The sequence below is a fragment of the Streptomyces synnematoformans genome (genome assembly GCF_039531005.1).
Classification (GTDB): domain Bacteria; phylum Actinomycetota; class Actinomycetes; order Streptomycetales; family Streptomycetaceae; genus Streptomyces; species Streptomyces synnematoformans.
This window is the reverse complement of sequence record NZ_BAAAPF010000010.1, coordinates 39,802-60,003: the sequence shown is the minus strand read 5'-3', so window position 1 is coordinate 60,003 and position 20,202 is coordinate 39,802. Positions and strand designations below refer to the sequence as shown.

Genomic DNA, 20,202 nt, shown 5'->3' with positions numbered 1-20,202 from the left:
TGCGGTCGTACGAGGAGGTCATCCGCCTCGAACAGGACCGCATGGTCTACCGCGCCCGGCTGCGCGCCCGCTACGGCCGCGCGTGGCGGCGGAAGGCGCCGGTGGAGGCGGTCATGCCGCTGAAGCTGGCGCGGTACGGGGTGCCGCTGGCGGAGACGGCCCCGGGAGGGCTGGCGGCGGCGGGTATCGAGCCGCCGGAGCTGGTCCAGTCCCGCGAGTTGCCGCCGCCCGCCGAGCCGGAGGCAGTTGAGATCGAGCGTGAGCCGGTCCCGGATCCGGTGGCCGACTGGCGGCAGGAAGCCGTGCACGTCCCGTACGCCGACCCCGTGCCCCCGCCTGCGCCTGCGCCTGCGGCCGAGCAGTACGGCCGGGAGCACCCCGCCCTGTACGAGCAGCCGCGCCCAGAGGCGGATCCGCAGCCCGTCGTCGAGCCGCCGGCGGAAGTCATCGTGGAGCCGACCCCGGTTCCTGCCGCGCCGGCCCGCCGCCCCGCGCCCAAGCGGGTGGAGGCCAAGCTGGATCCCGCGCCGTCCTCGCGTTCCGGCCGGGGTGGCAGGAACCGGGACCAGGTCGCCGAGATATACCGCAACCTGCCAGAAGAGACCCGGGCGTTGCGCGGTCGCCAGCTCGCTGCGGCGATCGTTGCGGCCAGCGGGGACACGCTCAAGCTCGACACCGTCCGGCGCTCGCACATCTCCGAGGACCTCCTGACGGAGTACCTGCAGAGCGCTCCCGTCCCCGCGCCGCGGGAGGACGCGGACCCGGAGGACGTCCGGTGAGCGGCGAGTGCGGGCCGCGGGACGGTCTTCGCATCTCATCCCGCCTGGCGGGAGGCGCCCTGACCGCGCGTAGTAGCTCCGTAACGATCGGCAAACATCCTGCCGCGATTGTCAGTACCGAGACGTATACAGACAGAAGTGGCCCCGGAGGCGCATTAAGAGCTTGGCGGCTACTGCACCCCGGGGCCCGTACGAAGGAGACCTTCGTGAACGACAACAGTAAGGCCACCGCCCTGACCAACTCGACCCCTCTCTCCGCCGACACCACCCCGGCGGAGGCGGCCAGCTCGGCGGCCGACCAGAACGCCGACCAGTACGAGACATGGAGCCCCACCGCCGACGTCAACGGCGCGCGGCCGGCCGCGTTGAGCCTCCTGGAGCGTCCCGGTGTCCGGATCACCGGGCTGACGGTGCCCGCCACGCTGCTGGCGGCGGAGACCACGACCGACGAACCGGGCAACGGCGAGCTGCTGGGCACCATCGTCAGCGGCCTCGCTGAGGCCGGTGCGGCGATGTTCGAGAGCCAGCCGCTGCTGTCCGTGGCGATGAGCGTGGGCCTGGTCGGCGCCGGATACCTGAAGGTCCGCGGCGACTTCGACCTGTCGGGGAACTCCGATGGGTTCGCCGCGAAGCGCCAGCTGCGCAAGCACCTCGGCCGCGGCCAGCTCGTCAAGAAGCGCAGGACGCTGCGCCCCTCCCTGGCCGGGGTGCCGCCGCGCCGGGTGCCCACCAACGCGGTGGGCGTCTACCTAGGGCGGTGCCGCAAGACCCGGCTGCACCTGTACATGTCGATCGAGGAAAGCTCGCTGATGCTGGCGCCGATGGGCTCGGGCAAGACGTCGAAGATCGCAAACTGGATCATCGACGCGGAAGGTGCCGTGCTGGCGACCTCCACGAAGCCCGACGTCGTCTGGCACACCGAGCTGATGCGGGCCCGGGTGGGCCGCGTCCTGGTCTGGAACCCGCAGGGCATCGCCGGCCGGGTCTCCGACATCGCGCACGACCCGGTGATCGGCTGCTCCGATCCCGAACTCGGCGTCGAACGCTCGATGCGCCGGGCCCAGTACCTCCTGGAGGGCTCGGACGCGACGAAGGGCGTGGAGAACCGCACGTTCTGGCAGACCTCCAGCTACAGCGTGCTCAAGGCGTTCCTGTGGGCGGCCGACGCTGCCGGGCTGAGCCTGCTGGACGTCGCCCGCTGGTCGAAGAACGTCCGCAACCACGAAGCCATCAACATCCTGGCCAAGCACGAACACCCCGACCCGTTCCGCCCCTCCCGCCCTGTCGCCCCCCGCGGCTGGAAGGAGGACCTGGAGCAGGTACAGAAGGTCGAAGGCAAGCCCACCACCAGCGAGAACGTGTTCGGAACGCTGGCCAAGACGTTCATGTTCCTCGACGCGCCGCGGGTACAGCGGATCATCGAGGAGGCGCACGACCCCGGCACGGGGCAGTTCGACATCGACGCCTACCTCACCTCCCGCGACACCCTGTACCTCCTCGGCCGCGAGGACGGCATGGGCAGCATCGGCCCTCTGTTCACGGCGCTGACCGGCGAAATCTACGAGCACGCCCGGCGGCGGGCCCCGATGAACCGCGGCGGCCGGCTGGACCCGCCCTGGACGATGGTCCTGGACGAAGCCGCGCTGATCTGCAGCGTGCCGCTGCCGCTGTGGACGGCCGACTCCCGCGGCCTGGGCATCAACATCCACTCCGTCTTCCAGTCCCCGGCGCAGATCTACGAGCGGTGGGGGAAGTACGGCTACCAGACCATCTGGGACAACTGCGTGAAGCTGATCATGGGCGGCCTGTCGAACAAGGAGCACCTGCAAGACCTCAGCGAGCTGTGCGGCCGGCACAAGGAGAAGAAGGACAGCCACTCCCGGACCCCCGGGGCGGACGGCACGATGAAGGAGTCGGTGTCCTGGACCCGCGTCGAGGTCGACACCATGACGCCCGCGGACATCATGAATCTGGAGCCGGGTGAGATCCTCATCCTGCGCAAACACCTCGGCGGCCCGGTGGTCGCGAACTTCACCCCGGTGTGGGGCCGCAAGGACATCAAGAACGCGGAGAAAGAAGAGGAGAAGGCGGCGCGGGCGGCGGAAAGGGCCCGCAAGCGCAAGGCGAGGGCCGTGACGACCGCCCCGGTCCCGCACCTGCAGGACGAGCTGGCGGACATGTGGGACCCGCCCCAGGCCCCGTGGGCGCCGACCGGCCCGGACGTCAGCCCGTGGACGGCCGACCCGGCGGCCTGCTCCTGGGCCTCCACGACGCTGCCCGGCCCGCGCGATGCCCAGGTGCTGCGCGCCGAACCCATCCAGCCGCCGCCCGACTCGTCCTCGGCTGCGCCCCCGAAGCCGGCCTTCGAGCCGACCGGCCACCTCGAACAGCTCCCCGCGCCTGCTCCCGCGCCGGCTGAGCCCGCCGACCGGACCGCCCCCATCCCGCTGCACAAGACCGGCACCGACGACGCCGGCCGCGCGTGGACCGGGACGGACGGCGGCTGGACCGACGACGACGAGACGGGGTTCTAAGTGGCCGACGACGTGAACGTCAGCGTCGGCGACATGCTGCTGACGCTGACCGGCCACATCTCCGAGGTCCGCACCCGCTTGAAGGAGCTGGAGGACCAGAACCTCCACGCCGAACTGGAAGGGCTGTCCACCCGGGTGGGCGGCCTCGGCGAAACCCTCGCCGGGATCGTCGAGGCAATCGCGGCGATGCAGGCCGATCCGGAACCGGACCCCGAACCGGACTGGCCCGGGGTCTCCCCGAACTGGACCGACGACATCGACCAGAACCAGGCCCGGGAGCTGTGGGACTGGCTGACCGGCTGGTGCCAGAACATCCTGTGGCCCATCTACGCCCAGGACGTGTGGAAGCCGTGCTGGTACCGGCACACCCGCGTACGCATCGCGCTGACCGCCCTGCGCGGCGCCCACCAGTGGTCGTACGAATCGCCGCAGGTCCCGCCCACCCGGGGACTGGAGTGGGAACACCGCTGGTGGCCGGCGACCGAACAACTGCTCAAGGAGGAGCTGAAGGACTGCGGGCTGCCCCGCGACGGCCTGCCCGTCCCCCGGCACCCGGTACCGGTACCCATCCAGCCCACGGAAGCCAACCCCAACCCCCCGCCCCCGCCGTTCACCGTCCGGGACTTCGCCGACCCCGGCTTCTTGGAGTACATGGAGCGCAACATCGCCCGCCGGCGTGAACCGGCGCCCCCGCCGGAGGACTGATACTCCCTTCTGCCGCAGCCACAGCGGCCCGCTCGTGACGGAGCGGGCCACTGTTGCGTGTGCACCCGGTACGGGCCGCCGGCGCAGCGCGGCAGGGATCGAAGTGCGCTCGTACGGCGGTAGCCCTGCGGGACCTCTCCGACGACCGCGGTTGGCCGCGTATTGTGCCGAGCATGTCCTTCATCGCCACCATCTCGCCCCGGTCGACGGGGAAGAGCACGATCACAGCGTGGCTGCTGCACGCCCTGCATGAACGTGGCTACCCCGTGGTCGGGTTCGACGCCGACGAGTCCGAGCAGTTGTATCGCTGGTGGGAGGCGCGGCCGGTCGGGAGCTACCCCTTCGAGGTCCACAAGGAGGCGTCGACTCGCTTCCACGTGGAGGCGCCGAAGAAGCTGCCCGAGGGCCACATCGGGGCCGTCGACTGCGGCCACCTGGAGAACCATGCGGGCATCGGGTGGAGTGTGCTGCGGGTGGCGGACCTGGCGATCGTCGCGTGCTCGGCGACGAACAGCGATGTCGAGCGCATGGACGAACTGCCGATGGACTTCTTCATCAACCAGGTCGTGCCGAAGCGCGCGGACAAGGCGAAGCCCAAGACCTGGGTGCTGCTGTGCCGTGTCCAGCCCAGCAGCGTCGTCGCCCCGAAGGGGATCCGCAAGACGCTGGTCGAAGACGACTGGAACGTCTTCACGACGGAGATCCCTGCGATCCAGAAGTACGCCAGCACCGCAGAGGGCGTCCCGATCCACGCGGCGGGGTCGCACTTCGACGAACTCGTGACGGAGATGGAGCAACGGGGGTTGATCAAGAAGTGAGCGGGACGCCCGACCCGGCAGAACTGCGTCGGCGGCGCAAGGAGCGCCGCGCCGCGCAGCAGGCCGGCGAAGCCGCGGAGACGACCTCCGGGCCGGAAGCGGAGAGCGCCGATTCCTCCCCGCCGGCGCTGCATGAGGAGCCGGTCATTGCCCAGGGTCGGCCGCAGCCGATGATCAGGCTCGACGACCTCCCCGAGGTTGTCGACGCCCCCGACGCGACCGGGCCGCTCACCGAGGACGAAGAGGAGCGGTGGGAGCTGTGCCGGCGCAGCTTCCAGCAGTACCAGGAGGCGTGGTGGGTGGCGGCCAAGGCGCTGCACATCTCCTTGAAGGGGCGGCTGTGGCGTCGCGACTACGAGACCGCTGAGGCGTTCATCCAGGACGTGGGGCGCATGTCGACGTCGAACGCGTACCGCCAGATCGCGGGCGCTGAGGTCGCGGCGCTCCTCACCTCACCCGCACGAATCGAACTTGAATCGAACGATCAGTCCCGCATGCGGGACTCGGAGAAAACCCAAGGTCAGAAGCCACTTGTCATCAGTCAGCGGGCGGCTGAAGCGCTCACGTACCTGCGGGAGGACTACGGCGCCAGCGTCGCGGCCAACGCCTACCGCGCGGCGGTGGAGGTGACCGGACGGGACAGGGTCAGCCAAAAGACGATCACCGGCATCGTGCAGCAGCTCCCCCGCAAGGCCGATGAGGAACTGAGCGAAGAAGAACTCACCGGCCGGGTCCGCGACCTGGCCAAGAAGCAGACCGAAAAGGAAGCCGCCGAGGCAGAGGCCGCCGTCGACCCGGTGAAGGCGTTCGGAGAGTACGTGGCCGCGGCCCGCGACTTCTCCCGGAAGACCCGCGGCATGGCGGCGGCCTACAAGAAGGCGGCGAAGGTCGACCAGGCCAAGGCGGACAAGCTCGCCAAGCAGTTGCGCACCCACCTGGCCCACGCGGCAGACAACTTCCCGGACGTGTGAGCGCCCCGGCCCTGCGCCGAACACGAAGCCCGCCCCGAGAACGAAGGGCGGGCTTCGGCGTCGTACCGGCTGGCTTCGGGCGGCCTGGTGTCAGCTCATTGGTGCCAGAACCAAGGTTGCTCCTCGGTCGCGCCACGGACCCACATGACGGCGTGCTGCACGCCGTTGGCGAACGTACGACGCGGCCCGGTGCGCAGCGCCTCGTCGGCCGCATTGTCCTCGGCCCACAACTGGGCCCGGTCAGGGATGCCGGTACGGCCGGTGAACGGGGCGGGGCTCAGACCAAGTACCCACTGATAGGCGGCTTGGACGCCTTCGTGGAACTCCGGCATCTCGTACCCCTGGGACAGGGCGAGGCGGATGTCCTCGACCAGCGCGGTGATCTCGCCGACCGTGCGCTGCCCCACCTGGGTGGAGGCTGACACGGCGTCTGGCAGAGGAGGGGGCGCGCTCGCCCCCTCCGGCCGCTTGTTCCACGTCGGGTTCTCAGCCATACAGAGCACCGTAGCGGGCCGCACGGACAGCCGGGCAGAGGCTCGAAGGGTCGGCGAGCTGCCCGCCGGCCCTTCGCCTACATGTCGATGTCGGGCCCGATGTCGGGCATCGGCGGCGCCGGGGGCGCCGGCGCGGGTGCTGCGGCGGGCTCGGGCTGCGGTACGGCGACCTCCGGCTCGGCCGCGGCCGGGGTGATGGCGGTCGGTTCCATGTCGCGGTCGTGGCCGGCCATCTCCTGGCCCAGCCGCTCGTACTCGGCCTCGAAGTCCATGCCGGCATTCCGGCGCTCGCGTTCGGTCTCCTCGGCCTGCGGCTGCTGGCGCTCCGCCTCTCGCTCCTGTTCGGCGGCCTGCTCCCGCTCCTGGGCACGCTGCTGGAGGATCTCCTGTGCGATGCGGGCCTGCTCCATGGCCTGCATGAGTTCCTCCTGCACCGACATCTGCGGCGAGGGTGTGGGAGTGGCGGCGGCTTCGGCGGTCTCCGGCGCGGGGGCGCGACGCTCCAGCTCGACGCGGGCGAGGTCGGCTTCGTCGCGTACGGTCTGGGTCTCCTCGGCCCACTGCTCGCGGGCCTGCTGGACCTCCTGGAACTTCTGCGCGCGGTCACCCATGGTCGCGGCGATGCTGCGGCTGGTGGTCGCCCGGTCGAGAGCGTCCTTGACCAGATGGCTCGGGTCGATCTCGGCCTGGAGCGTGGGCACCTGCTGCAGTTCCAGAGCTTGAGCTTCCTGGTCCGACATCCAGATGTTGCCCTGCGCGGTCTGCACGTTCGAGACCGCGGTGGTGGCCTTCTCCTCGTGCTCGGCCGCCTCCTTCTCCGCCGTCTCCTGGGCGCGCAGCTCCAGTTGCGTGGCCTGGTCGGCGAAGTCCCGCTGCGCGGTGAACGCCTTTTGCATGTCGTCGGCCACATACGGCGGGGCCCAGCTCTCTTCCCGTTCGCCGCGCTCGACCATCTGGTGCAGCGTCTCGTCGGACGCGCGGGCGATGTCGGCCTCCCGCTCGTCGATCCCCAGGGCCCGGCGCGCGCGCTCCCAGTCGGCGCGGGCCTCGACCGCGCCGCGGGGCGGCTGCTGCCCGATGGCGTTGCGCTCGTCGTCGTGACCGTGCGCCTCGCGGTATCGCTCGACCCGGCCGGCGCGCAGCTCCCAGTCGGCCCGCTCGATCGGATCGTCCGGCACGGGGCCCAGTCGTTCGATCGCCCATGCCGGCGGCTCGTCGGCGGCGCGTTGCCCGAGCCGCTCGACGCGCGCGTCCATCTCGGCTGCCCATTCGTCCATGACCCGGCCCAGCTCGCCCGGAAGTGCCGGGGTGCGGGCCGCGTAGGTGTCCGTGGCCTCCCACTCGGCGGCGCGCTCGGCGGCCTGCCGCTGGGCGACCTCGTTGTCCTGCCCGGCGTGGAGCACCCCGGCGTGCGCTGCGAAGGCGTCGTTCTGCGCCATCAACTCCTCGAAGGGAGAGTGCGCCTCCTCCTCGACGCGGCGGCCGACGACCGCCAGGTCCTCGACGTCGTCGGCGTCCAGCTCGCGGGAACCCTCGCGAGCGTCCGCCATCTGCTCGTGCCGCCGGTCCTCCTCGCCCTCGTCGAGCTGGAGGGTCTCCACGTACATCTGCTCGGCCAGGGTCTGCTTGAGCAACTCGGCGTGCGGGTCCTCGGCGAGCCGCTGCAGCTCGCTCGGGTCCACCGGCTGGTGTGCGGCCTCGATCGCGGTGTCGACCTTCTCCCGCTGCTCGGCCAGCGCGGCGCGCTGCTCGGCCTCCTCGGCGCGGACCCTGTCACGCTCGATGTGCTCGAAGGCTCGCTCAAGGCGCCAGTGGAGAGTCGCCGCGTGGTCGTCGGCCGTGTCCAGCTCGCGGGAGCGTGCGGTGCGCACCAGCAGGTCCTCGGCGTCGTAGCCCTGTTCCTCGACGTGCCGGGCCAGCCGCATCAGGCTGCCGTACGACTCCTCGGACCGCAGCCGCTCGTACTCCTCGGAGCCCAGCGCCTGGTGCAGAGCCCGGCTGTACCGCTCGTCGGCGGCCTGGTCCTTGACGCCGGACCAGACTGGTTCGAGGACGGCGAGGTGCTCGCGGCGCTCCAGTTCGGCCTCGATGGTCCGCGTTGCGGTCTTCTCCAGGGTGCTGCGCTGCAGCGTGGAGTCGAGGGCGGCGAGGTGGTGGGGGACGTCCTCGGCCTTGATGCCGTCGCCGTCCCGGTGGGTGATGACCCAGCCGTAGTTTCCGTCCTCGCCGCGGGTGAGCATCACGTACAGCGCCTCGCGGCTGGTCGTCTCGTCGACCAGGGAGTGGCATACCCCGACCGTGCGGCCCTGGGCGCCGTGCACGGTCGCGGCGTACGCCAGCTCGACGTGGTTCTGCACGTAGGCGGCCGGCAGGTGCATCCGGGCGCCGTCCTCCAGCCGCACCACCAGGGATCCGTTGTCCGTGACGCCGGTGACTTCGGCGACCGTGCGGTTGACCGCGAAGTCGCCGTTCGCGGCGGTGATCCTGCGGTCGTTGCGGCGCAGCTGGATGCGGTCGCCCACCCCGGCCTTGGTCTCGATGCCGTGGTCCTCCCGGCCGGTGCGCAGCACGACGCCGTCCTCGGAGACCCGGCCGGCGCGGACCAGGTCCTCGCGCACCCGCGCGGACAGCTCCGCAACCTGGGCGTTGTCGCCAGCGATGAGCAGCGGGTTCTTCCCGGCGAGGTGGTCGGTCATCCACGCCCGGTAGGCGCGCTCGGTCATCTCCTCGGCGGAGCCGCCGCGGAAGCGGCCGTGCAGCTCGTACTGTTCCAGCGCCTCGGAGTCCCCGGCGCGCAGCTTCAGCGAGACGTCGGCCTCCCACTGCCGTACGGTCTTCTCGCCAGTGACCGGGTCGGTGTCCCGGAAGCGCCGGACCTCGTCGAGGACGTGGACCCCGGGCGCCTCCTCGACCCACTGCGCGAACATCCCCCCCGCCCCGATGGCGGACAGCTGCGCCGGGTCGCCGGCGGGCACGCACTTCGCGCCGCTGGCCTCGACCAGCTTGCGGATCTCGTTGATGTCGTCGGTGTCCGTCATCCCGCTCTCGTCGAGGATGACCAGCGCGCCCCGGGGAATCCGGTACATGTCCGCGTCGGAAACGTTCTTCCCCTCAGCGATGGCCCTGTTCTTGAGCAGCGTCATCTTGATGTTGGCGACGTTCTCGATGCCCTCGTCGCGCAGCACTTGGGCGGCGCGCTGACCGCTGGCCAGACCGATGACCTGCCGGTCTTCATGGGATTCCCAGACCTCGGTGAGGGCGGCCATGGTGTAGCTCTTGCCCGCGCCGGCCGGGCCGACCAAGACGTCGACCTTGCGGCCGGAGGTGGCCGCGGCGCGGATGAAGTCGGCCTGCGCGCCCTTCAGGCCGCGGCGGTCGATGACTTCCTCGACCAGTTCGGTGGGCACGGTGGGGGCGCCACGCTCGCCGGCGAACTGGCGCAGTCGTTCCTCGACGCGCAGGTGGTGCTCGGTGGCGTAGCGGTCCCAGGTCGCGGGGTTCGGCTCGAAGACGAACGTACCGTCGCGGCGCTGCAGCTCGGCCGGAACGTCGACCAGCGCCGGGGCCTTCGTGCACACGACGCCGTTGTCGGCGGTGGGGGAGAGCGCGTCGTCGGCGAGCTGGTTGAGCAGGTCGGTGACCTGCTGGGCCTCCAGGCCGCCAAGAGTGTCGGGCAGCGCCTTGGTCAGCTCCACAATCAGGTCGGGCCGGGTCCAGGTGGCCTTCTGCTCCTGCACGGACTGGATCGCCCGGCGCTGGATGACCTCGGGGTTGAAGGGGCGTGCCGGCCGGTGCAGCTCGTGCGAGGCGGACCGCTCGGCGACGTGGTCCGGGACGCCGGCGAGGCTCTCGCGGAAGCGGTCCTGGGTGGCGGCATCCCAGCGCGCAAGGAGCTGTTCACGGCTGGTGGCGTCGTGCTTCTTGGCGTTGCGCTGGTCGAGCGTGACGTACTCCGACATGCGGGCCAGCACGTAGGCGTTCGGCTCGACGCCGTGGGCCTCCTCGTACGCCTTGGCCAGCTCGGCGACGCCCTCGACGATGCCCCGGCGCCGGCTGCTGTGCAGGTCGCGCTGCTCCTGGGAGATGCCCACGATCTCGCGGGCCTTGCCGTCCGGGCGCATCTCGACGCGCACGCCCATCTCCCGCTCCAGCGCCTCGTTGGCGACGAACTCGGCGATGTGCCCGGCGGCCTGCTTGTGCTTGAACAGCCCCCGCCCGTCCAGGCTGCGCCAGACGGTCTTCTCCTCGCCGGTGACCGGGTCGACATCCGTAGTTTTGACCTTGGCGAGCACGGTCGCGTGGACGTGGAGTTGGGGGTCGTCGTTCCTCGACGTGTGCTGAGCGAAGCCGGCGACGATGAACTCGTGGGCGTCCACGTACCGGCCGGCCGCCCGCCCCTCGACGGCCTTGCCGTGGTGGCCGGCGCGGGAGTAGCCGGCTTCCTCCTGCATGTGCCCCAGCCCGGCCTGGACGCCTTCCTTCCAGCAGTCCCAGACCTTCTCGGCCTTGCGCGTGTACTCCGCCGCCAGCTCCGCGTCGCCCGACTCGCGCGCCTCCATCGCCTTGACCTGCAGCGCGGCGTGGTACACCGAATACGACTTCGGGGCACTGAAGGTGAGGTCGTAGTACAGCGTCGCGCTGGGGGCTTCCTTGCGGACGGAGAACTCGATGCTCTTGGTCTGCTCCGGGGTCAGCTCCCCGCCGGGGGCCTGCGCGCGGGCCTTCTCCAGCGCGGCGTCCAGGCGCTTCTCGAACGCCTTCTCGTAGTTCTTCGGCGGGTTGCCGAGAGTCGCCTCCTTGCGGATCGTCTTCTCCGCCTTGGCGTACTCCTCGGTGCCCTTCTCGTGCGGGATCGCGTCGAGCTTGGCGTACATCTCGTCCCGCTTCCGCGGGTCGATCCAGTGCGTGTACAGGTCCTCGAAGACCTCGTTCTCGACCTCGCCGGACAGCCCCAGCTCCTCCAGGCCGTCCCCGAGCCAGTAGCCGGGCGGCTCGCCCGCCTCACCGATGCTGCGCAGATAGTAGTGCTCGGCGCCCTGACCAACTTCCTTGGTCAGGTACCGAGGATCGCTACCTGCGGAGATCGAAAGCATCGCAACGCAGAGTAGCTGTATTTCAAGATCAAGAACAGCCATCGGATCGTGATGCATTGGTGTGCTAGATCATTGCAGTGGGCATGGAGGTTACGGAACGTTGTGACTAAGGTGATCGGAGTGAGAGATGGGGATTGGTGATCATGGGGCTACGGGGAGGTCAGAGTCGGAGATTCCGGGAAGGAGGTGCGGCGGGTCTGCGGCTTCGGCGGCGGGGGCTGCTGCCCGTATCGGTGCGCCTCGACGGCGCGGGAGCGCGCGTCTTTTGCCCCGAGATGCGCCAGCGCCGGGCCTTCGTAGCTGCCGGACCCCCCGCCGCGGCTTCGGCCGCAGGTCTCGAAGGAGTGGTGGCCCCCTGCCGCACGTCTGCGCTACGGTCGGCACCGACGACATCGCGACCCCCGCCGGGCCTCCCCGCGGGGGTCGACTGTTACCGAAGCGCGGTCGCCGAACGGCCGCGGGGCTTCCCCACCCACCCCCGGCCGCGCGCGTCAGCGCGGCGGCCGGCTCCCCGCCTGAGAGCAGTCGACGGACACAGTGCGTGACCGGATCCGGGGAAGCTCCCGCCGCCCGCTTCGCGCGTGGGGAACGACTCCGCGCGCTCGGTGCCCCCCGTGGGGAAGATCGGCGGCCACGTTCCCCAGTGCTGGGGAAGTCGCGTCGAGCGCGGGGCGGTGGGGAAGGTGGCCGCACTGGGGAAGCGGAGCCGGGGCGGGGAAGTTCCCCACGCGCACGGTCTTCCCCACGCCCGGCTGCTGGGGAAGTTCCCCATGGGGTCGGTACTTCCCCAGGCTTCCGCGTGGGGAAGATGCGGCGGGGAATGCTGCCGCGAGTCGCAGACGAACATCCCCGCGCCGGTTCCCCACCCCACCTTCCCCACGCCCGCGCCGGGCGGGACCAATTGGTCCCGCCCGGCGTCGTGCAGATGGTCGGTCAGAAGAGGGAGTCCTGGTGTGCCCCGGTGGGGTTGCCGGCAGCGAGGGCGGCGGCAATCGCCTCGTCGAGGCGGTCGGGGTCGGCGGCGGCGATGGCGGCCTGGACCGCCCGCGCCCGGCCGATGGCGCCGCGTACGTCGGCCAGCGCGTGACCCACCAGCCTGCGACGACTCGCTGCGTCGCGGTTGTTGTCGCCCCGGGTGCCGAGGAGCCAGTGGGCGGGGTTCTGGCACGGCGGCTCGTCGCACCGGTGCCGGACCACCATGCCGGCAGGGATGGAGTCGGGGCCGTGGGCGAGGCGGTAGCCGAAGAGGTGCGCGGGGACGGTGCCGCGGCGGGTCTTGCCCGGGAGGGAGAGCGCGCGGAAGGTCCCGTGCGCCGTGTCGCTCAGTCCCCCGGTCCACCACCAGCAGGCGTCCGCGCCCCGGCGAAGGACGTGACTCCAGTACCGCGCGACGGTTTCCCCATCGGCGAGCAGACTTCCCCACAGCACGCCGTTGGCCGGTGGGGAAGATAAGTCGATTTCCCCACCTTCCCCAGCCATGGGAACTTCCCCAGCCGCCCCCTGGGGAAGCTGGTCGTGGGGAAGTTCGGGCTGCGGCCCGCTGGGGAAGGTCACCGCGGCACCAGCCGGGCGGGCCCCGGGCGGGTCGTGGTGGGGACGGTCTCGGGGCCGGCGTGCACGAGCAGGGCCTGGAGCCAGGGCCACTCGCGCTCGACTTCCCCGTCGCTGTACGTGATGGCGACGGTGGTGTCGTGCTCGGGGTCGAAGGCGGCCTCGGTGAAGTGCCGCCACCCCTCCGGCGGGTCGCCGTAGATCCGCACCCACCCGCCCGCGAGGACGTGAGCGAGGTCCTTCACCCGGATCTCGCGCGCCTCGGGCTCCCACGCCGCGGCGGCCGGCGCGGTAAGCGGGACCGCGTCCTGGTCCTCGTCCTCGTCGTGCTCCTGGGCGGCCAGCTCGGCGGTCGCCTCGACGTCGACCTCACCGGTGCCGTGGAAGCACACGGCCGCGCCGTCCTCGTCGGTCTCGGTGTACGGCGGGAGGTTGTCGTCGTCGTCCGGGTCGCCGGTGCCGTAGGTGCGGCGGCTGCAGCCCGGGGCCGTGCAGTGCCAGACCTCCTCGCCCTCGACCTCGATCCGTTCCGTGGTGGTCGAGCAGTCCGGGCACGGCGGCGGTGTGATGGACGTCACGGGCGGCCTCCGGTGGTTGCAGGCGGCTCCGCGACCGCGCGGGCCGCGGTGGTGTTGGCGGCGAGGAAGGCGCCGGCGGCGGCGCTGGCTGCCTCGCTGGTGTCGTACGTGAGGTCTTCGGCTTCGGCGGTCTGGCCGTTGGCGGCGGTGGCGATCCACCACCAGCCGCCCTCGCTCGGGTGGAAGGAGATGCGGGCCTCGCCTCCGAACGCCTCGACGCTGATGGGGTCACGGCCGCGGTAGGCGTCGGGGTTGAGGGCGCTGACCGCGCCGCGCCAGCGTTTGCGGGCGCCCTGGCGGGTGATGCCCCAGGCTGCGCCGAGGTCGGGGTAGTTGGCGCCGTACATTCCGGCCTGGCCGGCGGCGGCGTCGGCCAGGCGCTCGGTCTCGTCCCTGATCTGCCGCAGGGCCCGCAGCGTCGCGAGGTTCCAGTCGGCGGTGTCGCCGTTCGCTGGCGTGAGCGTCTCGGTGATCTCGGGGGCCAGGTCGCGCAGATGGGCCTCGCGGGCGGAGATCCCGCGGACCAGCTCCAGGGCCGTGTCCTCGATGCGCGCGCGGACGGCGGCGGCCTGCTCGGCGGTGGGGTCGGTCCACGCGGGGTCGAACCGCTGCAGCAGGAAGGCGTCGATACGGGCGCCCGGGTCGGAGTCGGAGGTCGTCATACCCACCACGATACCCGTTCGGCAACTTAGTTACCGGAAAACTGGGATTCCTTCGGCAACTGGATTGTCTTGGGATCTTCCGCGGCTCGCCACCGCAGGGCTTGTTATTACCCCGGGGGAAGGGTGGCCTGGAGCAGGCGACTGATCTTCGGCGGCGTAGCTGTACGCGGACCCGGGTGGGCAGATATGACATGGGCGTCCGTGCACGACTGGGGGTGATGGGGGTGAGCGCCGTGTGGCCGCTGCGCCGGTCTCCGGAGGGGACCCGACGTTCGTGGCGTCAGCGTGAGGTGCTGCAGGTGATCCTGCGCGGTGAGTACGGGCCGCGGTGGTGGGAGGTCGCGCCGGCGTTCGCCGGGGTCGTGGTCGGCGTCGGCTTACCGCTGTTCGTCGTCGGCTGGCTGTGGGTCTGGGTGGGCTGGTGGGCGGCGCTGCTGGCCGCGGGCCTCTTCGCCTACGGGGCCCGCGCGGTGGTGCTGCGCCGGCGGGAGGTCGCGGCCCGCAAACGGCGCCGGGCAGCCTGGGAACGGGCGCGCTTCACCCTCGATGAGGTCGACGCGGCCGACGACCGGGGGTTCCGCCGGATCGTCGGCCGGCTGCTCGTACGGGACGGGTGGTCGGCCAAGGGGGTGCTGGTCAACGACCAGGGCGCGGTGCACCTGGTCGGCAACGACGGCGACGGGCGGCGGATGGGCTGCGCCTTCGAGCGCGGGATCACGGCGGCCGGGCAGGACGGGCCGCGCTCGGCGGCCCCGCTGCGCCCGGTGAGCGCGGCCCCGGACGACGACGGCCCGGAAGAGACGGAAGCTCCTGCGCCGTTGCTGCTGATCGTGTCGTCCGGGGCGTTCGCCCGGGAGCGGGTGGTGTGGGCGGCGCGCAACAACGTGCGCCTCGTCGACCGGGACCAGCTCGCGCGGTGGGCGGCCGGGGAGAGCCTGCGCGAGCTGCTGGACCTGAACCACGCGGACTGACCCCGGGACGCACGGAGGGCCCGGCTCGGCGGCCGGGCCCTCCGTGTGCTGCAGCTGGGGGTTCAGGTGCTGTGCGGCGGCAGGTGCTGCTCGGCCAGCTGCTCGACGGCCGCGACGCGCTCGGCGGTCCAGCCCGGCTGGGGGGTGAGGTTCTGCAGCAGGCGCGGGAGCTTCTTCGCGGCGACGACGGTGACGCCCTGGACCTCGATCCGGCCGGCGAACCCGGGGACCTTCGCGCCGTGGACGGCGACGAACGGCCGCACCGGAACCCCCAGCACCCGGCTCGCCTGCTCGGCCTCCCACACCACCGTGCGCAGGGCCTGGCTCTGGTCGTAGCGGCCGTAGCGCAGGGTGCCGCCCTCGAAGCGCAGCTTCGACTTCTTCGAGCGCCACGCCTTGGTGTCGACGTACGCGACGCCGGCGGCCCCGATGACCAGGTGGTCCAGGTTAGCCCGGCTGCCGGGGACGGCCCGGTCGTGGAGCACGGCGTAGCCGCGGCGGGTGAGCGGGGCGAGTAATCGGGCGGTCGCCACTTCGCCGGCGGCTCCCTTGGCCCAGGAGTTGTCCGCGCGGCGGTAGGTCTGCCGGATCCCGTACGCGATGACCGCGAGGGCGACGACCAGGCCGGCCTGCCACACCGTGGCGACGGCCGCGGCGGCGCCGAACGCGAGGGCGCACACGGCGGTGACGGGCAGCGCGGTCCTGGCCCTGTGGTGCTGCGCGGCGCGCTCGGCGGTACGGGCGGCCTCGGCGACCTGGCGGGCGCTCGCGCCTGCTCCTGGCCGTCGTCCTGGTGCCATCGCCATGAACGTGTCCTTCCTGCTGGTCGGTTGCTGCCTGTGTCGGAACCGTAGCGCTGTGCGCTGACACCGCGTCAGTACGCACGGACGGCTGTCCGGGGGGCGCCAGCTGTCCGGCGCCCCCCCCCGGGGGACCGGGCTACAGCTCCGGCTCCTGCCGGCGACGCTCGACCCACCGGTCGACGCGGGCGAGGGTGGCCCCGGCCCGCTCGGCGGCCTCACCGGTGAACCGCACGCGCCCCTTGCCCTCGCACGCCCAGCAGTCGGGCCCGCAGTCGAGCACGGGGCAGGGCATCGTGAGCTGGTCCATGGTGATCCTCCTCGGTCGGGGCCGCTGGCCTGATGGGCTCCGCCCGCCGCGGTTCTGGGAGGGGTGCAAGGCTCGCGCAGCGACCGCGCGCTAGCGCGGCTTGGCCTTGCGGCCCTCCCAGGTTCGTGGCGCCCTTGGGCATCAGGTCAGCGGTCACGACCGAGACACCCGCGCAACCACGTCGTACCGCGTTGACCACCGTGGTGGGCCTGCAGCACCCCGGCGACCGCCCGCTGCGGAGCACCCACCCACCCGTACCGGAACCGTCCTCGACCGGGGCCCGGGCCGTTCGGTCCCGCACCATGGGCCGGGCCGGAGCGGGGGGCTCCCTCGTCGGGCGGGCGCGCGCAGCGCTGCCGCAGGTTCCCGGGGGCCGGAGGGGATCGCGCCCCGCGCGACCCGCTTGCGGGCGCCGCAGGCGTCCTTGGAGGTTCCCGGGGTTCTGTGGCACCCTCCGGGGCCCGGTCGTCGAGGGAGTTCACCGCGACCCCACAGACTCACCCACCACCCGACCGCACCCAGCATGCTCCCCCCTCCCTCGGAGGAAGGGCCCGCCGGAGGCACCTGCCTGTGCCTGCACCGCCCGCCTACCGCAGCGCCCGTACCGCCGGGGGACCGCACAGCAAGTTGGGCCGGAAGGGATGCTTCCGGCAGCGACCCCCGCGGGGCCGAGCAAGCTGTAGCTTGCGACACTCCGTTCGCGCCTTCGGCCGCTTCCGGGTGCGCAAGCAAAGTTCCCCGACCGAGGGCGGCCGGGGAGAGCGGGAGGGTTCCGCGGGGTGCGGCTCAGCGTCGGCGGCGGCCCCGCTGGAACCCGCTCCGTGCGGCCTGGGCCGCCATGCCGTGGCCGCGGCGGCGCAGCTGCTCCGGTATGGCGGCGACGTCCTCGACTGCCGTGCGCAGTTCGGCGACGTCCGGGTACGGATGCCCGGCCTGCTCCTCGTAAGCGACCAGCACTTGCTCCACCGCCCGGTGCAGGCGCGCGACGTGCGGGTCGGCCAGGGGATCGGCGGAGACCTCGACGTACCCGCTGCGGGCCGGAGGGCCGGTGACCGTGCGCGTGCGGGCGCCGGGTGCGGCTGCCCAGCGGCAGGTCTCCGGGTCCTGGACCGCTTCGGTGAGGGGGTAGACCCAGTTCCTGACCTCGCCGTCGTACCAGTGTTCGCCCGTCTCGATCCAGTGCAACCCGTCCGGGCCTCGCCATAGAGCCGTCACGACGTCCTCCTCGTTCGCTGCCGGACGACCGTGCGCCGCCCCCTACTTACCCGTGCACCGAGGGGGAGCTGCCCGTGCCCACTGGAGTCCAAATTCGTGGCCGGTGTGACGGGTGGGGCTGAAACGGGCGAGGTGCCCGCGCACCGGCGTCCTCCTCGGGAGACTCCCCGCGACCCCCAAACCAGCAGCTTAATAACAAGCCCTGGGGATGCTGCCCAGCCAGAGACCGGGACAACACCGCGGCTGCGGCGCCGGGTCAGGCGGTGGCGATGCGGCGCTCGATACGGGCTCTAGCTGCGGCGTGGTCGGCTCGGCCATCGGGTCCGCGGGGGTAACGGCGCCGCGGCTGGGTGGGCAGCGTGGTGAGGACCAGGGCCGCTTGGTCAGGGTGGGTCTGGACTCCGGTGCGGACACCCTTCTTCGGGGCGCGCATCCACGCCTCCTCCTGGCGCCACCAGTGGTACAGCTCGGCCTCGATCGCGTACCTGCGGGCCCGTGCGGCGAGGCGCCCGTGGGCGCCCAAGGCGCGCGCGGCGGCGACAAGGGAGCCGGGCCGGGGTCGGTAGTGCGGGGTACCGGAACGCTGGGCGGTCAGGGTGCGGCGGGCGGCGTGCTGGTCGGCTCCGCGGCGGCGTACGACGGTGCCGGCGGCGGTGCGGCAGCGGTCACCCGGGGCGGCCTGGCAGGTGGGGCACTCGTGGTGCACGGTCATCACGGCCCGCGTGGCGACGAGCAGCTGCTGCATCCGTCCCAGGTGCCGGGTGCAGGTCCGCGGGGCGTAGCCGGTGCGTGCGCAGACCTCTGCGAGGCTGAGCGGCCGTCCGCCGTGCTCGGCGAGCTGCTGATAGATCCGTCCGGCGTGGTGCCCGAGTCCGCCGGAGTGGGTCGGGGTGGCGCGGCCGTGGGAGAAGACGTCGGCTTGACCGGCGGCGAGGCGGGTCTGCAGGAGGGAGGTCAGGGGGGAGCGGGGGGCCCCCTGGGGGGGCGGGTTTCCTTGTGTCCCACCCCGTGCAACGTGGGTGAATGCGGGGTGCTGCTCGTTGACGGGGAGTAGGTCGTAGGTGCCGGCGGGGCCGTCGTCGTCCGCGGTCGCGGTCCAGTGGTCGAGGGCGAGGCGGGCCAGGGCGCGGTGCATGGTGGAGCGGCCGTAGCCGGTGGCCAGGGCAGCGCGGCGAATGTCGAGGTTGATCCGGGTGCGGCCGGAGCGCAGGGCGAGCAGGCAGTGCAGGTCCAGGGCGGCGCGGTCGGCGGGGCCGGACTCGGTGGCCCACCGTTCGGGGCAGGCGTCGGCGGCCTGCTGCACTCGCGCGACCTGGTCGACGACGGCGTCGATCGTCTCGGTCCACTCCGGGTTCTCGTCGAGGACGGGCAGCTTGGCCGCGTACGCCACGCACCGGGCCCACTGGCGCTCCAGCTTGGCCGCGGCGTCGGAGGTGTCCAGCAGCACGCGCAGCGGGCCGACTCCGGGCGCGGTGGTCAGGTGCAGCAGGCCGCCCTGGCGGTACCGCTGGTCTCCCAGCAGCCGGGCGACCATGGGCAGGGTCCAGCGGCGCAGCGCCAGCTTCGTCAGGATCGACGCACAGACCTCGCTGACCCGGTCGGCGGCCGGCCGCCGGGTGAGCAGGGCCATGGTGTCGGCGTCCAACAGCGTGTTGGGCGTGCCGGCGAGCCGCGGGCCCAGCTCGTCGTCGAGGACCCGGGCATCGTCTCCTCGGGCGGCGGTCCGGGGGCGGATGTCCTCGCGGGCCGGGACGGCGCCGATGATGAGCAGCAGCCGGGTGAACGCCTCGGAGCCGTTGCCACAGGTGGCCGGGGTGAGCAGGGCGGCGGCCCGGCGGGCATCCGGCGGGCTCATCAGCTCGCTGCGGCGGCCGTTGCGGTGCGGGGCACCGATCGGGCGGACCGCGCCCGTACGGGACTTGAGCAGGCCGTAGTCGAGTGTCGGCAGCCGCTTCGCGGCGGCCACGGCGATAGCCTCGACCAGCGTGGCGGTCAGCAGGGCCTCGGCGGCCACCCACACGTGCCGCCCGCCGGCGGACCCGGAGGCGGCGAGCACGTAGGTCAGACCGGCTTCCTCCAGCCAGCGCAGCAGGGTCGCGAGATCGGGGCCGACGTCGCCGCGCTTGTCGTCCAGGTCGAAGCACAGCCACCGGTAGCCGCCGAACGCCGACGACAAGTAGACCGCGTACGGACGGCGCAGAGGCTTCGTCGGCAGGGAGCGCTCGGTGTACTTGTGCAGCCATTTGCCCTCGCTGGAGCGGGTGTCCGCGCGCACGGACAGCCGCGGGGACAACTGCAGGAAGACCTCCTGCAGGTCCACGCGTCCGCCACCGCCGCCGGGTGGAACACCGGGGCGGTGCGGGTGAATCCGAGCTGATGACGGGCTGTACACACCCGGCTCCGGGGACACCCCAGAGGCGGGCACGAGCTGTCCGGCACCGTAGCCGTCCGCTACGATGGGCACTGCTCCTAACTTCATAAGGCACGCCAAAGCCCCCCTTCCGCCGTGCGGCGGAGGGCCTCAACGCGACCAAGTAGGCGCGTGAACAGGGGCTCTAACTGAATAAGCAGTGAAGGGACACCACCCGCCCGGCAGTCGCCTGGTAAGCGATCTGCGGGGCCCGACTCGCCTCCTCTCCGGTTGTGCGAGGAACCCGGTTGGTAGCCGGGAACCTCTGGACTGGTGGCGTTGGGAGACACCACGGTGTTGCTGAGCGAAGC

The 20,202-nt window shown here is 72.1% G+C and carries 14 protein-coding genes and 1 pseudogene; 6 read left to right on the top strand and 9 right to left on the bottom strand.

The window, feature by feature from the left end; genetic code table 11:
• From ABD317_RS04380 to ABD317_RS04360, 5 genes and pseudogenes are all read left to right on the top strand, one after another.
• Window positions 1–779: pseudogene (locus ABD317_RS04380) on the top strand (hypothetical protein); the annotation flags it as partial.
• A gap of 206 nt (window positions 780–985) precedes the next feature.
• Entirely contained in the window at window positions 986–3,313 is a 2,328-nt protein-coding gene (locus tag ABD317_RS04375) for a type IV secretory system conjugative DNA transfer family protein (protein ID WP_344287997.1), read from the top strand.
• Window positions 3,314–4,018 carry a hypothetical protein gene (locus tag ABD317_RS04370; RefSeq protein ID WP_344287996.1) on the top strand — a complete coding sequence of 235 codons (705 nt, stop codon included), beginning with the start codon at window positions 3,314–3,316 and terminating at the stop codon, window positions 4,016–4,018.
• A 173-nt stretch (window positions 4,019–4,191) separates the two neighbouring features.
• Entirely contained in the window at window positions 4,192–4,836 is a 645-nt protein-coding gene (locus ABD317_RS04365) for a P-loop NTPase family protein (protein ID WP_344287995.1), read from the top strand.
• Window positions 4,833–5,807 (top strand): hypothetical protein, encoded by a 975-nt coding sequence (locus ABD317_RS04360; RefSeq protein ID WP_344287994.1) that lies wholly within the window; start codon window positions 4,833–4,835, stop codon window positions 5,805–5,807. Before ABD317_RS04365 ends, ABD317_RS04360 begins: the two co-directional genes overlap by 4 nt.
• Before the next feature lie 95 nt (window positions 5,808–5,902).
• On the opposite strand, the gene ABD317_RS04355 is transcribed toward ABD317_RS04360, so the two are convergent.
• The 5 genes from ABD317_RS04355 to ABD317_RS04335 form a co-directional block, all read right to left on the bottom strand.
• A complete protein-coding gene (locus ABD317_RS04355) occupies window positions 5,903–6,232 on the bottom strand; it encodes a hypothetical protein (protein WP_344287993.1) in 330 nt (109 codons plus the stop codon).
• 146 nt (window positions 6,233–6,378) lie between these two features.
• Window positions 6,379–11,394: a MobF family relaxase gene (mobF, locus tag ABD317_RS04350; RefSeq protein WP_344287991.1), complete on the bottom strand. Its 5,016-nt coding sequence runs from the start codon at window positions 11,392–11,394 to the stop codon at window positions 6,379–6,381.
• Window positions 11,395–12,327: 933 nt separating this feature from the next.
• Window positions 12,328–12,822, bottom strand: a complete 495-nt coding sequence (locus ABD317_RS04345) for an HNH endonuclease (protein WP_344287990.1) — start codon at window positions 12,820–12,822, stop codon at window positions 12,328–12,330.
• A gap of 122 nt (window positions 12,823–12,944) precedes the next feature.
• Entirely contained in the window at window positions 12,945–13,523 is a 579-nt protein-coding gene (locus ABD317_RS04340) for a hypothetical protein (RefSeq protein ID WP_344287989.1), read from the bottom strand.
• Window positions 13,520–14,185 carry a hypothetical protein gene (locus ABD317_RS04335; protein ID WP_344287988.1) on the bottom strand — a complete coding sequence of 222 codons (666 nt, stop codon included), beginning with the start codon at window positions 14,183–14,185 and terminating at the stop codon, window positions 13,520–13,522. Before ABD317_RS04335 ends, ABD317_RS04340 begins: the two co-directional genes overlap by 4 nt.
• Before the next feature lie 299 nt (window positions 14,186–14,484).
• Between ABD317_RS04335 and ABD317_RS04330 the strand changes: the two genes are divergently transcribed.
• Window positions 14,485–15,156 carry a hypothetical protein gene (locus ABD317_RS04330; RefSeq protein ID WP_344287987.1) on the top strand — a complete coding sequence of 224 codons (672 nt, stop codon included), beginning with the start codon at window positions 14,485–14,487 and terminating at the stop codon, window positions 15,154–15,156.
• A gap of 62 nt (window positions 15,157–15,218) precedes the next feature.
• Here the strand turns inward: ABD317_RS04330 and ABD317_RS04325 are convergent, their stop codons facing one another.
• The 4 genes from ABD317_RS04325 to ABD317_RS04310 all read right to left on the bottom strand — a co-directional run bounded on the left by ABD317_RS04325 (window position 15,219) and on the right by ABD317_RS04310 (window position 19,801).
• Window positions 15,219–15,962 (bottom strand): nuclease-related domain-containing protein, encoded by a 744-nt coding sequence (locus ABD317_RS04325; RefSeq protein ID WP_344287986.1) that lies wholly within the window; start codon window positions 15,960–15,962, stop codon window positions 15,219–15,221.
• A gap of 133 nt (window positions 15,963–16,095) precedes the next feature.
• Entirely contained in the window at window positions 16,096–16,266 is a 171-nt protein-coding gene (locus ABD317_RS04320) for a hypothetical protein (RefSeq protein ID WP_344287985.1), read from the bottom strand.
• Between the two features lie 786 nt (window positions 16,267–17,052).
• A complete protein-coding gene (locus ABD317_RS04315) occupies window positions 17,053–17,481 on the bottom strand; it encodes a hypothetical protein (RefSeq protein WP_344287984.1) in 429 nt (142 codons plus the stop codon).
• A 256-nt stretch (window positions 17,482–17,737) separates the two neighbouring features.
• Window positions 17,738–19,801: a hypothetical protein gene (locus tag ABD317_RS04310; RefSeq protein ID WP_344287983.1), complete on the bottom strand. Its 2,064-nt coding sequence runs from the start codon at window positions 19,799–19,801 to the stop codon at window positions 17,738–17,740.
• Window positions 19,802–20,202 lie beyond the last annotated feature (401 nt).